This is a genomic window from Pseudarthrobacter leeuwenhoeki (genome assembly GCF_055412885.1).
Genome location: NZ_JBVAYY010000009.1, coordinates 41,822 through 56,336, shown reverse-complemented (window position 1 = coordinate 56,336; position 14,515 = coordinate 41,822). Strand labels below are relative to the sequence as shown.

Annotated in this window: 10 protein-coding genes; 5 read left to right on the top strand and 5 right to left on the bottom strand. The window is 65.2% G+C overall.

Features of this window, described 5'->3' with window-relative positions:
• Window positions 1–9: 9 nt before the first annotated feature.
• Window positions 10–1,251 (bottom strand): FAD-dependent oxidoreductase, encoded by a 1,242-nt coding sequence (locus tag ACZYX4_RS09715; protein WP_463875370.1) that lies wholly within the window; start codon window positions 1,249–1,251, stop codon window positions 10–12.
• A 198-nt stretch (window positions 1,252–1,449) separates the two neighbouring features.
• Between ACZYX4_RS09715 and nadE the strand changes: the two genes are divergently transcribed.
• Window positions 1,450–2,271: an ammonia-dependent NAD(+) synthetase gene (nadE, locus tag ACZYX4_RS09710; protein ID WP_463875369.1), complete on the top strand. Its 822-nt coding sequence runs from the start codon at window positions 1,450–1,452 to the stop codon at window positions 2,269–2,271.
• A 75-nt stretch (window positions 2,272–2,346) separates the two neighbouring features.
• On the opposite strand, the gene ACZYX4_RS09705 is transcribed toward nadE, so the two are convergent.
• Window positions 2,347–3,123: an IclR family transcriptional regulator gene (locus ACZYX4_RS09705; protein ID WP_463875368.1), complete on the bottom strand. Its 777-nt coding sequence runs from the start codon at window positions 3,121–3,123 to the stop codon at window positions 2,347–2,349.
• Between the two features lie 197 nt (window positions 3,124–3,320).
• Between ACZYX4_RS09705 and ACZYX4_RS09700 the strand changes: the two genes are divergently transcribed.
• The 4 genes from ACZYX4_RS09700 to ACZYX4_RS09685 all read left to right on the top strand — a co-directional run bounded on the left by ACZYX4_RS09700 (window position 3,321) and on the right by ACZYX4_RS09685 (window position 9,013).
• Window positions 3,321–4,073 carry a CoA transferase subunit A gene (locus ACZYX4_RS09700; protein WP_463875367.1) on the top strand — a complete coding sequence of 251 codons (753 nt, stop codon included), beginning with the start codon at window positions 3,321–3,323 and terminating at the stop codon, window positions 4,071–4,073.
• Window positions 4,074–4,106: 33 nt separating this feature from the next.
• A complete protein-coding gene (locus tag ACZYX4_RS09695) occupies window positions 4,107–4,793 on the top strand; it encodes a CoA transferase subunit B (RefSeq protein ID WP_463875366.1) in 687 nt (228 codons plus the stop codon).
• On the top strand, window positions 4,790–5,986 hold the full coding sequence (locus tag ACZYX4_RS09690) for an acetyl-CoA acetyltransferase (RefSeq protein ID WP_463875365.1): 1,197 nt from the start codon (window positions 4,790–4,792) through the stop codon (window positions 5,984–5,986). The genes ACZYX4_RS09695 and ACZYX4_RS09690 overlap by 4 nt, the downstream gene beginning before the upstream one ends.
• Before the next feature lie 213 nt (window positions 5,987–6,199).
• Window positions 6,200–9,013, top strand: coding sequence for a LuxR C-terminal-related transcriptional regulator (locus ACZYX4_RS09685; protein WP_463875364.1), 2,814 nt, complete (start codon window positions 6,200–6,202; stop codon window positions 9,011–9,013).
• 11 nt (window positions 9,014–9,024) lie between these two features.
• Here ACZYX4_RS09685 and ACZYX4_RS09680 read toward each other — a convergent pair whose 3' ends face one another.
• From ACZYX4_RS09680 to ACZYX4_RS09670, 3 genes are all read right to left on the bottom strand, one after another.
• Window positions 9,025–9,846 (bottom strand): hypothetical protein, encoded by an 822-nt coding sequence (locus ACZYX4_RS09680; RefSeq protein WP_463875363.1) that lies wholly within the window; start codon window positions 9,844–9,846, stop codon window positions 9,025–9,027.
• Window positions 9,847–9,969: 123 nt separating this feature from the next.
• Window positions 9,970–12,324: a hydantoinase B/oxoprolinase family protein gene (locus ACZYX4_RS09675; RefSeq protein WP_463875362.1), complete on the bottom strand. Its 2,355-nt coding sequence runs from the start codon at window positions 12,322–12,324 to the stop codon at window positions 9,970–9,972.
• A gap of 64 nt (window positions 12,325–12,388) precedes the next feature.
• On the bottom strand, window positions 12,389–14,515 hold the full coding sequence (locus ACZYX4_RS09670) for a hydantoinase/oxoprolinase family protein (RefSeq protein ID WP_463875361.1): 2,127 nt from the start codon (window positions 14,513–14,515) through the stop codon (window positions 12,389–12,391).

Genomic DNA, 14,515 nt, shown 5'->3' with positions numbered 1-14,515 from the left:
CGCGCCGTGCTAGGAACGCTGCGGGGCGCGCCGGGCGAACGCGGGGGCGTGCTCGGGCCGCGGCCCGAAAGCCACGAACCGCGGAATCACCCTGCCGATAGCCGGGAGGTGCCTTGCCGCGAACAGCAGGACAGCCGGCGCCCCTGCCCGCGTTCCGGTCATGATCGGCTCGAAAAGCAGCCGGTGCATCACCCGCTGCACCGTCTGCACGACGACGGTGGGCGTCCGCCGCCGTCGTTCGACTCTCGCCAGGTCCCCGCGGGAAACCCGGCCCCGAAGCAGCGAAGGGGCCAGGCAGTCCGCGGCGGCCACGGCGTCCTGGATAGCCAGGTTGATCCCGACCCCGCCGGCCGGGGACATCGCATGCGCCGCGTCTCCAATGCAGAGCAGCCCGTTGATGTGCCAGTGGCGCAGACGGTCCAGGCGCACGTCCAGCCAATGCAGATCCTCCAGCGACGCGATCGCGTCCATGCGGTCGGCGAGATCGGGACGGAGCCCCGCGACCCGGCGCCGGAAGCCCTCTACGCCCTCGGAACGGATCCGGGCGTCGGCGCCCTTCGGCGCGAGGTATCCCATCTGGAAGTAGTCGGTGCGGTTGAGCGCCAGCAGTGCCTCGCCGCGGCCGAACGCCGGCACGATTCCGGCGATCTCGCCGTGCTCGGAGGTGAGCCGCGGCAGACGGAACCACCAGGTGTCGAACGGCACGGGATATTCTTTCGGGGCCAGCCCGGCCCCGGCACGCAGGGTCGAATGACGCCCGTCGGTCGCGACCACCACGTCCGCCCGGACCTCACCCGCGGACCCGTCTGCGGTCCGGTAGCGGACCCCCGTGACCCGGCCGCCGTTGCGGACCAGCGCGGTGGCCCTGTGGCCCATCCGCAGGCTGAACGACGGTTCCTGGGCGGCGGCGTCGGCCAGGAAATTCAGGAAGTCCCATTGCGGCATCATGGCCACGTAGTTGTAGGGCGAAGGCAGCGAATCGAAGTTGCCCATGGTCACCGGCGGACCGCCGGGCACCGGGAAGGCGACGTTGCTCAAGCGGCTTTGCGGAAGCCGGCGGAACTCCTCGCCCAGACCCAGCTCATCGATCAGCCGGATGGTGGACGCATGGACGGTGTCACCGCGGAAGTCCCGGAAGAAATCATCATGCTTCTCCAGCACCGTGACCTGGACACCGGCCCGCGCCAGCAGCAGTCCCAGCATCATGCCCGCCGGCCCGCCGCCGACCACCACACACCCGGTCCTCTCCATGGCCAATACGCTACGCCTGCGCGGGGAGCCACGGGAGGGTCTTTTCGCGGCGGTTTCGGACCCGCGCGGCGGAGATCCGCGTAGCGCCGGTCCGAAAGCGTAGCGCCACGTGTTTTAGGAAGCGCCATCCGCTATCCGCGGCGCCCGCCCCGGTGCAATAGTTGAGCGCGGTTGACACTGCTGGCTAGGCTTTAAGTCATGCGTGAACTCCAGGCGAAGATCATCGAAGAAATGGGCGTGCTGCCCCGGATTGACCCCGCCGGGGAGGTGCGTAAACGCGTCACGTTCCTCAAGGATTACCTGAAAGCGACCCACACCAAGGGATTCGTCCTCGGGATCTCCGGCGGGCTTGACTCCTCACTCGCCGGCAGGCTGGCCCAGCTTGCCGTCGACGAGCTCACGGCCGAAGGGGTGGACGCCAACTTCGTCGCCGTCCGCCTCCCCTACGGCGTGCAGTACGACGAGCACGACGCCCAGGCGGCCCTGGACTTCATCCAGGCAAAGACCGAGTGGACGTTCAACATCTCCGCGGCCGTGGATGGCTTTGAGGACGAATTCGAGAAGACCGTGGGCAACGGGATCTCCGACTTCCACAAGGGCAACACCAAGGCCCGCACCCGCATGATCGCGCAGTACGCCCTCGCCGGCGAGCACAATTATCTGGTCATCGGCACGGACCACGGCGCGGAATCGGTCATCGGATTCTTCACGAAGTACGGCGACGGCGGTGCGGATATCCTGCCGCTGTTCGGACTGAACAAGCGCCAGAACCGTGCCCTGCTCGCCGAGCTGGGCGCCCCGGCCCGGATCTGGGAGAAAGTGCCCACGGCCGACCTCCTCGACGGCCAGCCCGGCCGCACCGACGAGGACGAACTGGGCCTCAGCTACGACACGATCGATGACTACCTTGAGGGCCGCGACATCCCCGTGGCCGCAGCCGGGCTGATCGAACAGAAATACCTCCGCACCCGGCACAAGCGCACCGTCCCGGTCACCATCTTCGACACCTGGTGGAAGTAACCGGCCCCAGGATTTAGTCCGTCCGGGGGCACTTTGCGCCCTTGCCGGACCGTTTCGGCGCCAGTGCCCAGGCGCCTATGTGGTGCCCTGCAGCAGCGTGGAGATCCGGTGGGCCTCATCCATCAGGAGACGGCCGAGCATTGCCTGGCGTTCCTCTTTGAAGCGCGGTTCGATGCCGGTCAGCGACAGCGCCCAGGCCGGGCGCCCGCGCTGGTCGAAAACTGCTGCCCCCATCCCCCAGCTGCCCTCCAGCACGAGCCCCGGGTTCACCGAGTAGCCGGCCTGCCGTGTCGCAGCCAGGTTGGCGCGGACCAGACCCTCGGTGTGGGCTGCCGCGAAATCGCCCGCGTGGGTGGGCCAGTCCGCCAGAAGTTCCTCCTGCTCCGCCGCGGGCAGGAACGCCATAATGGCGGTCCCGCCGGAGGCGACCCCAAGCGGGAAGCGGACACCCTCGTGCAGCACGAAGGACCGCACCGGGAAGCTGCCTTCCTCCCGGAGCAGGCACACCGTTTCGGCACCGCGCCGGATGGAGAAAAACGCGCTCTCGCCGGTCTCCTCGGCCAGCCGGCGGAGGCTGGGCCGGGCGATGTCTTCCAGCGGAAACCGCGCCGAGGCCACCGACCCCATCAGCAGGATCTCGGGGCCCAGGACCCAGTTGCCGCTGACCGGGTCCTGGTCCAGCAGGCCTTCGGAGGCCAGCGAGGAAAGCAGCCGGTGCACGGTGGGGCGGGTGAGCCCGGATTCCCTGACAAGTTCCACGAGCGGGGAGCCCTCGGGTTTCCGTCCGACAATGCGCAGCAGCGACGCGACGCGGCTGACCACCTGTGCGCCCTGGACCGGTGGTGACGTCATATTTCCTCGTAACTCGACTCGGATCTTCCTAAACTATCCACATTGTGGATAGTCCAGAGCCTACCGTCCACACTGTAAAAATGCCCCGGGACAGGCCCGAATCATTCATTGACAGCCCCATTTCGGCACCGTAGGCTCCAAAACCAGGGAAACAGTCCACAAAGTGGATTGCGTCAAGTGCTCAATGAGGAGATGCAATGTCAAAGCTGAAATCCGGAGCGGCCGCCGCGCTGCAGGACGTACTGCGGGACGGCATGACGCTCGCCGTCGGAGGCTTTGGCCTCAGCGGCATCCCGGCAGACCTGATCGAGGCGGTGCGCGATTCGGGCGTCAAGGACCTCACGGTGGTGTCCAACAACATGGGAGTGGACGGCAAGGGCCTCGGCGTGCTGATTGAAGCCGGCCAGGTCCGGAAGGTCATCGCCTCCTACGTGGGCGAGAACAAGCTCTTCGCCGAGCAGTACCTCGCCGGCAAGCTGGAGGTGGAGTTCACCCCGCAGGGCACCCTGGCCGAGCGCCTCCGCGCCGGCGGCGCCGGCATCCCGGCTTTTTACACCAAGACCGGCGTCGGGACCCTCGTCGCTGAAGGCAAACCGCTCGCGGAGTTCGACGGCGAGACGTTCGTCCAGGAACGCGCCATCAAGGCCGACGTCGCCCTGGTGCACGCCCACACCGCCGACACCGACGGCAACCTGATCTACCGCTACACCGCGCAGAACTTCAACCCCGTCGTCGCGGCTGCCGGCGCCGTGACCGTCGCGGAGGCCGAGGTCATCGTTGAACCCGGCGTCCTGGACCCCCACCACATCATCACCCCCGGCGTCTTCGTCCAGCGCCTGGTCCAGGCCAGCGACCGGGTCAAGGACATCGAACAGCGCACGGTCCGACCCCGCGCCGAAGCGGCCGGCACAGCAGCTGCCTCCGACGTCGCCGCATCCGTTCCGGCCTGAGCGCCGGCCCCTACTTTCTTCAGGAGAATCATCATGGCTTGGACCCGGAATGAAATGGCTGCGATCGCGGCCGAAGAGCTCAACGACGGCGACTACGTCAACCTCGGCATCGGCATCCCCACGCTGGTCGCCAACAACCTGCGCGAGGGCGTCCGCGTCGTGCTGCAGAGCGAGAACGGCCTGCTCGGCATGGGACCGTTCCCTTACGAGGGCGAGGAGGACGCGGACCTCATCAACGCCGGCAAGCAGACCGTCACAGTCCTGCCCGGCGGCAGCATCTTCGACTCCGCCGCGTCCTTCGGCATGATCCGCGGCGGGCATGTCAAGGTCGCCATCCTGGGCGCCATGCAGGTTTCCGGGAACGGCGACCTCGCCAACTGGACCATCCCCGGCAAGATGGTCAAGGGCATGGGCGGCGCCATGGACCTCGTCGCCGGCACCCCGCGCGTTGTAGTCCTCACCGAGCACAACGCCAAGGACGGCACCGCCAAGATCGTTCCGGAATGCACCCTGCCCCTCACCGGGCTCAGCTGCGTTGACCGGATCATCAGCGACCTCGCGGTGTTTGACCTCGATAAGGTCGACGGCGTCCGGCAGCTTACGCTGACCCGGCTCGCCCCGGGCGTCACCGTGGAGGAACTCCGCGGGAAAACCGAAGCCCGCTTCGACGTCGCCCCGTCCCTGGACGCAACCCCCACCCTCGAAGGAGCTACAGCATGAGCCTGCGCGAACAGTTCGGCAAAGACGTCCTGCTGACCGGCTGGGGCCACAGCCGGTTCGGCAAACTCACGGACGAGACCCTCGAATCCCTGATCGTCCAGGTCGCCACGGAGGCGATCGGCAACGCCGGGATCGAGCCGGGCCAGATCGACGAAATCTACCTCGGCCAGTTCAACTCCGGCATGATGCCGCTGGCGTTCCCGTCCTCGCTGGCCCTGCAGGTCTCGGAGCAGCTGGCCAACGTCCCGTCCACCCGGGTCGAGAACGCCTGCGCCTCCGGATCGGCCGCGTTCCAGCAGGGCACCAAGTCGCTGCTGGCCGGGACCGCGAAGACCGTCCTTGTGATCGGCGCCGAAAAGATGACGCACGCCGGTGCCGATGTGGTGGGGGCGGCCCTGCTCGGCGCGGATTATGACATGGCCGGCAAGGCCTCCAGCACCGGTTTCACCGGCCTCTTTGCCGAGGTCGCCAAGCATTACGAGAAGCGCTACGGCGCTGGCGCAGGGAACCTCTCGGATGTGCTGGGCACCATCGCGGCCAAGAACCACCGCAACGGCGTGGACAACCCCTACGCCCAGCTCCGCAAGGACCTTGGCGAGGAGTTCTGCCGGACCGTGTCGGAAAAGAACCCGATGGTCGCCGACCCGCTGCGCCGCACCGACTGCTCGCCCGTGTCCGACGGCGCCGCCGCCGTCGTGCTGAGCGTCGCCCCCACGGGCGGGGCCACCGCCCCGGTCCGGCTCGCCGGATTCGGCCACGCGAACGATTTCTTCCCCACCGAGCGCCGCGACCCCACCGCCTTCAACGCGACGCGGGCCTCGTGGCAGCGCGCACTGGGGATGGCCGGCGTCGGGCTCGATGACCTCGACTTCGCCGAGGTGCATGACTGCTTCACCATCGCCGAACTGCTCATGTACGAGGCGATGGGACTGACCGAACCGGGGCAGGGTTCCCGTGCCGTGCAGGAAGGCTGGGTCTTCAAGGACGGCAAGCTGCCCATCAACGTCTCCGGCGGGCTCAAGGCCAAGGGCCACCCCGTGGGTGCGACCGGCGTCTCGCAGCACGTTATCGCGGCAATGCAGCTCAGCGGCACGGCGGGCGACATGCAGCTGCCCACGGCCCGCCGCGGCGCCGTGCAGAATATGGGCGGGGTCGGCATCGCCAACTACGTCAGCGTCCTCGAAACCGTCTAGAAAAACGCAACGCGGGGTCAGATACGGCCCATGCCGGGCGGCTTAATGGGCCGTATCTGACCCCGCGTTGGCTGTGGTGCGGGCCGTCGGGGGCGGGAGACCTCGCGGGGAAGCAGCCAGGGGTCACCACTGTCTTTGATGCCGCTATTCCCATAGGATTTCAGCGGGCCAGGTGCATTTTCCGGCGACCGCCGGACCACAAGGAGGTGGCGGATGCCGACAGGACCGCCCAGTGCGTCAAGCAAGTTCCGCGCGCCGGAGCCGGTTGGCCAGTGGGTTCACCGCACACGGCTGACCGAGATGCTCCACCCGGACCGAAAACGGCGGCTTGCGCTGATCCACGCCCCGGCCGGTTTTGGCAAGTCGACGCTCGCCGCCCAATGGATGGAAAGCCTCGCATCCCAGGACCTCATCACCGTTTGGTTGTCCCTGGACCGGGACGACAACAACACCATCTGGTTCCTTTCCCATCTTCTCCAGGCAATCCGCAAAGCCATCCCCGGGTTCGAGGAGGAACTACAGCAGCTGCTGGAGGAGCGGCCCGGCGATGCCGAGCACTACGTGGTTCCCGCTCTGATCAACGCCGTCGACGACGGCGGCCGGGACATCGTCATCACCCTGGATGACTGGCACCTGGTCACGGAGCCCAGAACCAGGGCGGTAGTCGAACGGCTGCTGGATGCCGGTGGCTCGCATCTGTCCTTCATCATCACCAGCCGCAACCGGTCGGGCCTGCCGCTGGGCCGGCTGATGGTGCGGGACCAGCTGATCGAGGTGGACGCGGTCGCGCTGCGGTTCGATGAAACGGAATCCCAGGACTTCCTCGTTGGCATCAACCGGCTCGATCTGGATGCGGGAGACGTCGCCAGCCTCCACCGGACGACTGAGGGGTGGATCGCTGCGCTGCAGCTGGTTTCCCTGTCCCTCAGGGACCACCGGGAGGCCTCAGAACTGATCGAACGGCTCTCGGGCCGGCACGCGTCCATTGGCGAATATCTGGCCGAAAACGTCCTCGACACTCTCGACCCCGAAACGCTCGATTTCCTCCTGATGACGTCGGTTCCGGAACGGCTGTGCGCGGGACTGGCGTCCGCGCTCTCGGGCGTGGAACTGGGCCAGGCCATGCTGGAGAAGATCCAGGCACAGGATCTTTTCCTGCAGCCCCTTGACGGGGACGGCACGTGGTACCGCTATCACCACCTGTTTGAGGACTACCTGCGCCGCCGTCTGGAGCGCGATTACCCGGGCCGGACCAGAGAACTGAACCTGATCGCTGCCCGCTGGTATTCGGAAAATGGATTCCCCAGCGACGCAGTGGACCATGCCCTCGCCGCCGGGGAGGTTGAGCTGGCGGCGGAGATCGTGGAATTCCGCGCAATGTGGCTGGTGGAACACTCCAGCATGTCGACCCTGCTGGCTCTCGTCGGCAAGATCCCGGCTGACCATGTGGCCGGGCAAGCCCGGCTCCAGACGGCGATTGCGTGGGCCCACACACTGCTTCACCAGTCCGCAGCGGCGCAAAGTGCCTTGGACCGGGCTGAAGCCGTCATGCCTGCCGATGCGACCCTGACCGATCACGACCGTTTTGAACTGGGCGTCGAAGGCCTCGTTGTTCAGAGCTGCATCGACATGTACAGCGACAGAGTGAATCATGTGGATGAACTGGACGAAAAATGCTTTGCCCAGGCGGATCTGCTCCGGCCCTGGATCGTCTCCGTGGCAGCGAACGTCTCAACGTTCAAGAAGATCCACGACGGCGAGTACCCTCTCGCTTTGGAGCAACAGCGCTGGGCCGCGAAGTTTCACGGCCTTACTTCGGGCCCCTTCAGTAGCGTGTACGGGCATTGTTTCGCGGGGCTTGCCGCCTACGCCCTGCTCGATCTGGACAGCGTGGACCAGCACTTCACGGCGGCGGTGGAACTCGGCCGGAGCAAGGCCGGGCGGTACTCGCATGCGGCGCGGCTGGCGGGAGCGATGATGGGCCAACTCCTTTATGAACGCGGCGAACTCGACAAGGCCGAGAAGCTACTGGAAGAAACCCGCGAGCTCGGTTCCGAAGGCGGGGTGGTGGACTTCATGGTGTCCACGTACGCCACGCTGGCACGAATCAAAGCCCTCCGGGGGGACACTCCACGGGCCCGGGAAATACTCGACGAGGGCGATCTGGTGGCCGACAGTCTCGGCCTGGACCGGCTCAAACTGGTCATGAATCTTGAACGCGTGCAGTTGGGAATCAGCCCCCGGACCATCCGCGCCGCACCCGACGGTGACATATTGGGTGCGGCCGTTGCCCGGGAAGCGGCGGACAGCACCGGACCGCGGCTGGAAGGGCTGGCCGAGACCAAGCACCAGATCCAGCTGGCCACGCTGTTGCGGTCCGCCCTGGCTGGAGCCGGGCAGGAGTGCACGGGCTCCCCCAGCAAACCGGACACGGTGAAAGGCGCCCGCCACTTGCTGTCCCGGGCAACAGCCTATTTGGGGCCGAGGGCAGAACTTAATGCCCGTATCCTGCTGGCGGTCGCGCTTGAACAGGCGGGGAACCGCACGGACGCCGAAACGACGCTATGGCCGGCCCTGGAGACGTCTTCCCGGCTGGGCCTGGTCCGACCCGTGCTCGATGGCGGCGCGGGCTGCCTGGAACTGGTACGCGCTATTTCGGCAAGGCTGCGGCGCGGGCCCGCCCCGGAGGGGGCCAGCCACGAGTTCCCGCGCTTCCTCAGCGTCCTCATCCGGCTGGATGCCCAGGCGAAGACCAACCGGGATGCCGGGTTCTCTGCTGAGCCGGTCCGTCCGGTCACCGGCCCGGGCAGCACGTCCGTTCCGGAACCGGACCTGTCCCAGCGCGAACAGACGATCCTGCGTCTGGTCGAGCAGGACAGGTCCAACCGTGAAATCGCCCAGGAGCTGCATCTGGGCATCAATACCGTCAAGTGGTATCTCAAGAGCCTGTTCAACACTCTCGGCGTCAGCGACCGAAGGGCCTGCGTCAGAGAGGCACGACGCCGGCGCCTGCTTCCGCCGAAGTAACCAGAGGTCCCTTACCCCAGGGTTTCCAGTCTGGCCAGCACGCCCTCCGGCGAAGCGGCGCTGGGGATGTCGCCCAGGTAAAAGTCCCCGGCCGGAAGTTCCACGTCCGGCTCCAGCCAGAACCCAGCTGGAATATAGGCGCCAACCGCAGCGTCCCCGTGCAGACGAGCCTGGTCATCGTCGAGCTGCCCCAGCGTCCAACGGTAGTTGCCGGCCAGATTGGCAATCGGGGTGTAGGCCTCCAGCGGAACGTGCACACCGCGGGACGCGCCGGCAGTCGTCCGGTTGTCCAGCAGAAGTCCCGCTACGGGCAGTCCCGCGAACGCCCGCAGCCAGTCACTGACATACATGGAGGCATTCTCTGCGTTGTCGGCATCGAGGCCGCTGGCGTCGTCGGCGCCCGAGAAGTGGTGTGTACCCCTGAGCCACATCATCGGCGACGGGATGCGCAGCACCACAGGCTGGCGGGCGGTCTTGGCGAACACGGTAACGAAGTCCAGCACCGCCCGGTTGAGGTCGTCGTCGCCCAGCAAAGTCCTCAGCGCGAAACCTGTCCGGGATCTGGCCGCCATGTCGGTCTCGAGCCTGGTGTTGCCGCTCGTCAAGTGACCGTACAGCCGGTTCAGGTCCAGGAGCGCCACGTCCGGCCGGAGCAGCCCCTGTGCCTGGGCGAAGAAAGCCGCGTACGCGGTGGCGTTGTCCCAAGGGACGGGCCGGCCACGAAGAATCACGGAAGCTGCGTACTCGTGGTGGTCGAACACCACGGCTTTCGGCCGCCCCGATGGAGGGGAAGCAACAACGTTGGCGAGGGTGGTGGCAGTGGAAGCGGTCATGACGTCTTTCTCCATACTTTGGCTGATAAAGGGCTTCAGCGCCGCACCGTCCTTGATGGGGAGGATGCGGCGCTGAGGGATTTTTGAGTTGCTGCGTCCCGGGTCGGGACGTACCGCAGCGGTCTAGGACTTGCGGTGGACAACTTCCCCGTGCTTCAGTTCGAGCTCGCGGATCCGGTCCTCCAGTACGCTGATCTTGACTTCCCTGCGGTCCGGAAGCATGATCAGCGGCAGCTTGTCGATGGTCGCTTTGACCCGTTCCGGCCCGTTGTTGGTGAAGTGGGTGGCGGTGAGCTCCTCTGTATCGTCGCCCCACGACCCGTAGTAGAGCAGGTCCTTCGGGGGCTCGGTTTTCACGTAGCCCTCAAGGAACTCCTTGTACGGCTTGCCGCGGGCGATCCGGGCCTGCCGTGAGTCGTGGCGCAACTGGGTGGTTGCCTCGTGGTCCACGACGAATGTCTCGGGATCCCAGACAACGCCATAGATGCTGGTGGCGACCTTCGGTGAAATGCGGCCGAGTTCCAGGTCCTTGGCCACAGCTTCCGGATCCCGTTCCAGCACGTCGCCGTACCCGCCGCCGGAGCCCTGGGCGATCATGTACATCTCGCCATCTTTGGCGACGTCGAACTGCAGCCCCATATGGGAAGTGGTGTATTTACCGCCCTCGTAGGGCTGTTCGTTCATGATCCGTTCCATGGACAAATCGAACTTGCTGGAGTCCTTGCGGATCACGTCGTAGATGTTGATGCCCTTGACCATGGCCAGCGGTGTCGTGCTGCAGCCGTAGCCGCCGAACATTCCTGTGACCGAGGAGAACTTGGATCCCGACGTGACCGTCATGAAGCCCCACATCGGCGTTCCCTCGGCGGCAACGATCATCTCGTAGCCCATGCCGCCGCTGTTCTTGCCGAAGCCCTGGTTGTCACGGACGATCCGCTTGCTGACCAGCTGCATAAAAGGAACTTCCTCCTCCATGACTTCCTGTTCGGCAGTGTCTGCCATGGCGCAGAACAACGGTGAGACGGCGTCTTCACCGTCGCGGAATGCCTTGGCGCCGCCGCCCATGCCGTTGAGGTCAGCACACAGGTTTCCCACCTGGTCGCCGTGCTGGGTCAGCCCTCCCCAGAGGAAGGTGTTGATCTGGTTGAACCACGGAGCCAGGACATTGGAGAACTTTTCCGGGTTGGAGAACTGCATCTTGGCGAAGGCTGTCTGCAGGGCAGAGAATCCCCGGAACGACGCCTGCAGCGACTGTCCCATCGGAGCATCGTAACCAGCGTCAGCCCACGTGTGTTCATCCGAGATGATGTCGATGGGCGACATCGCCGAGGTACAGCGGGGCAGGTCAGGCCACCAGAACGCCAGGATCGCCTGCATCATCATCGACTTGACCGAGCACAGCGGGGAGTTGATGGCCCGGTTGAGGATTTCGGGACCCGTCCCCCTCATGTCCACCGTCATTTTGTCACCCTTGACCGTCACCTTGCAGGCGAACTTGATCAGGATGTTTTCTTTGAGCGTGGAGTCCATGAACTGGTTGAAGGACACGGTTCCGTCCGGCAGTTCACTGATGCGGCGTTTGACTTCCTGCTCCACGTCTTCAACAGTGACCCGCAGGGCGGCGACGAAGGTCTCCACTCCCACTTCATCGATAATGCTGTCGACGCGTTCCTGGATGCGCTGGACGGCACCGATCTTGACCTTGAGGTCAGCCAATTGCAGCTTGGGGTCGCGAACCGAGTGCTGCAGGAACGTCAGCAGGTCCCGGCGCAGATCGCCCTTCTCAACGATCTTGAACGGGGACATCCGGAGTCCGTCGTCGAACGGGGTCTCGGAGCCTGAGGGCATTCCGCCGGGCTCGCAGGCCCCGTTCTCGCCTTCGTGAATGGTCGCTGCGACCCAGGCGATGATCTTTCCCTCGCGGAAGATCGGCATGATCATGGACTGGTCCGTGTTGTGGACGTTTCCGTACCGGGCATCGTTGTGGATGAATCCGTCGCCGGGGTTGATCCCCACCGTTGGCTCGTCCTTCCAGTACTTCATGATGTAGCGGATCGGGTGATGCAGGATCGCCGAGAACGCAATCACGCCGTGGCAGGACAGGTAGGTGACGTCCCCTTCGGCGGTGTAGATCGCCGTCGTCAGGTCCCCCCATTTGGCACCGGGAGCGGCACCCATGGCCTCGCACATTTCGTAGCCCTCATCCAGGGCACCGGCAAGGCGCTTGCGGATGCGGTCCACTTTGATGGGGTCCACGCCCTTGGAGATGCACTCGTCCTCGTAGGCGGAGCGGGAAGTGATCTGGTGGCTTCGCATGATGGCCGGGTCGGGGCCGAGGAAGAGGGTTGTTTCGTCCATGAACTGGTCCACCCACTGCTGCTCCTGGGCAGTCAGCGGCTGGGAAGCGTCGTCGGCTGCGTCTCCGGCTGCATCTCCGGCTGGGCCGGACGTGCTGTTTTCATTTGCTGTAAGCGTCATTGCTGTCGAGCTCCTTCAATGGAGTTAGCTGGAAGGTCTGGATGTGGATCGGTGAGGCACGGGATCAGTCTTTGAGGAACCACACGGCTCCCTGGGATGTCGGTTCCAGGCGCCAGCCCGGTTCAACCAGATACGTGGTGTTTTCCGTGGTGACGATGGCCGGGCCGTGGATGACGTGCTGGTGGTGGAGGGCCTCGGCGTCGTACACCGGGGTATCCACCGCTCCATCGATCTTCACGAAGTGGACCTGCCGGGTCCCGACCGGGCGGGGCATGGTCCGGTCATGTCCGGTGTCGATTGAATCGAACTTGACTACGTCCCCGTCCACATAGGACGACACCCTCACTGTCTGGGCCCGGATGCCGGCTTCGGGGGCCTGGCTGCCGGAACCGTAGCGCTTGCCATAGATATCCGAGAACGTCCGGATCAGGTGCAGCACGTCGGCGACGCCGTTTACCCGGTTGATGTCGAAAACGACGGCCGTGGTCACCAGCTGATTGCCGTAGCGCATGTCCATTTCGAGGCTGTAGCGGATGTCTGCGACGTCGTACCCCTGGCGGATCAGGTCCTCCTTGCCCTTGGCTTCCAGCTCCTGGATGACACTGTTCAGCTCGTCGTAGCTTCGGTAGAGGCTGCGGTCCGTGGGGTTATACAGCACCACGTGGGAGCCGCGCTCATGGATGTGGAGGGGTTTCATGTTGCCGGCGCCGCAGGCCGAGAATACCGAGGAAAAGGGCGGTGCGAGGATCTTTCGGATGCCTGCGTGATCGGCAATGCCGCAGGCGTGCAGGGGGCCGTTGCCGCCATAGGCCAGCATGGTGAAGTCTTCCGGAAGGTATCCCCGGACCCGCAGCTCCTTGGCCATTCCGATCGCCATCTGCTCGTCGACCGCATTCTTGATGATCTTGGCGACCTGGATGGTATCCATGTTCAGGTCGTCAGCGAGAACCTCGTCGATTGCGTAGACGGAACGCTTCTTGTTCAGTTTGATGTAGCCGTTGGCGTAGTTGTCCGGATCCAGGTACCCCAGGACCAGGTCAGCGTCCGTGACTGTAGGTCGGAGGCCGCCGCGGTCGTAGCATGCCGGGCCCGGATCCGAGCCTGCTGATTCCGGCCCGATCTGGACCGCGTGGTGGATGCGGTCATAACTGGCAATCGAGCCGCCTCCCGCACCCAGCGTCAACAGGTGGATCATGGGAACCGAAACCAGCCAGCGGCCGATGGTCGGCTGGAAGTCGTAGTGCTTGACTCCGCCCTCCGGGACCAGACCGATGTCGAAGGACGTGCCGCCCATGTCCGTCGAAATCACGTTTCCCAAGCCGGTACTGTGAGCCAGGTGCTGGGCAGCGCCCACGCCGGCGATGGGTCCGGAATGGATGGTCTGCAGGGCATCCGTCGAGTTGGACTGCGCCATACCGCCCGAGTTGTGGATAACAAGCATGGGCTTGTCGTAGCCGGACGCACGCAGGTTGTTGGACAGCTGCCCCAGCGCGTGGAACATGATCTCGTGCAGGAACGCGTCCACGATCGTCGACGTCGCCCGGACGTACTCGCCTTTCCGGCCTGACACCTGGCTTCCCAACAGGACGGGGATGGCCCCAAGTTCGTGGGCCGGGTACTCGTCCAGGATGATCTCCAGGATCTGCTGCTCATGGACCGGGTTCTCGGTGGAGTTGACCAGGGAGACCACGATCGCTTCGGCCCCGCCGTCCACGAGTTCGCGCACCTGGGTGCGGACATCGTCTTCCATCAGCGAAACGACCACTTTGCCGGCCGAGTTGATCCGCTCCTTCACCGACCGGATCAGGGCGCGCGGCACCAGCGGATCAGGGCGGGTGGCATCAGGCATGTTCTGTTGTTTGGAAGGGTCCAGACCTTCGCCGTAGCCGCGGCCGCGGGAAAGCGGGATGGTGTCCTCGAAGCCGTGGGTGACCAGTGCCCCCACACGCGGGCCTTTGCCTTCGATCAGGGCGTTGGTGCCGAGTGTGGTGGCATAGCGGACGGAATCGACTTCCTTCAGGACCAGGGCCCGGTCCAGTCCGGCGCGTGAGCAGGCGAGGTCGAGTGCTTCATTGAAGCCCTGGGCCAGGTTGTGGTGCGTTGTGAGTGCCTTTGCTTCAACGTACTGGTCTTCCCAGGCAAAAAAGCAGTCGGTAAATGTGCCGCCGATGTCGACGGAGATTCGTTTCAT

Coding starts and splice junctions, on each gene's coding strand:
- ACZYX4_RS09715 (WP_463875370.1), bottom strand. CDS start 1,251: ATGGAGAGGACCGGGTGTGTGGTGGTCGGCGGCGGGCCGGCGGGCATG.
- nadE (WP_463875369.1), top strand. CDS start 1,450: ATGCGTGAACTCCAGGCGAAGATCATCGAAGAAATGGGCGTGCTGCCC.
- ACZYX4_RS09705 (WP_463875368.1), bottom strand. CDS start 3,123: ATGACGTCACCACCGGTCCAGGGCGCACAGGTGGTCAGCCGCGTCGCG.
- ACZYX4_RS09700 (WP_463875367.1), top strand. CDS start 3,321: ATGTCAAAGCTGAAATCCGGAGCGGCCGCCGCGCTGCAGGACGTACTG.
- ACZYX4_RS09695 (WP_463875366.1), top strand. CDS start 4,107: ATGGCTTGGACCCGGAATGAAATGGCTGCGATCGCGGCCGAAGAGCTC.
- ACZYX4_RS09690 (WP_463875365.1), top strand. CDS start 4,790: ATGAGCCTGCGCGAACAGTTCGGCAAAGACGTCCTGCTGACCGGCTGG.
- ACZYX4_RS09685 (WP_463875364.1), top strand. CDS start 6,200: ATGCCGACAGGACCGCCCAGTGCGTCAAGCAAGTTCCGCGCGCCGGAG.
- ACZYX4_RS09680 (WP_463875363.1), bottom strand. CDS start 9,846: ATGACCGCTTCCACTGCCACCACCCTCGCCAACGTTGTTGCTTCCCCT.
- ACZYX4_RS09675 (WP_463875362.1), bottom strand. CDS start 12,324: ATGACGCTTACAGCAAATGAAAACAGCACGTCCGGCCCAGCCGGAGAT.
- ACZYX4_RS09670 (WP_463875361.1), bottom strand. CDS start 14,515: ATGAAACGAATCTCCGTCGACATCGGCGGCACATTTACCGACTGCTTT.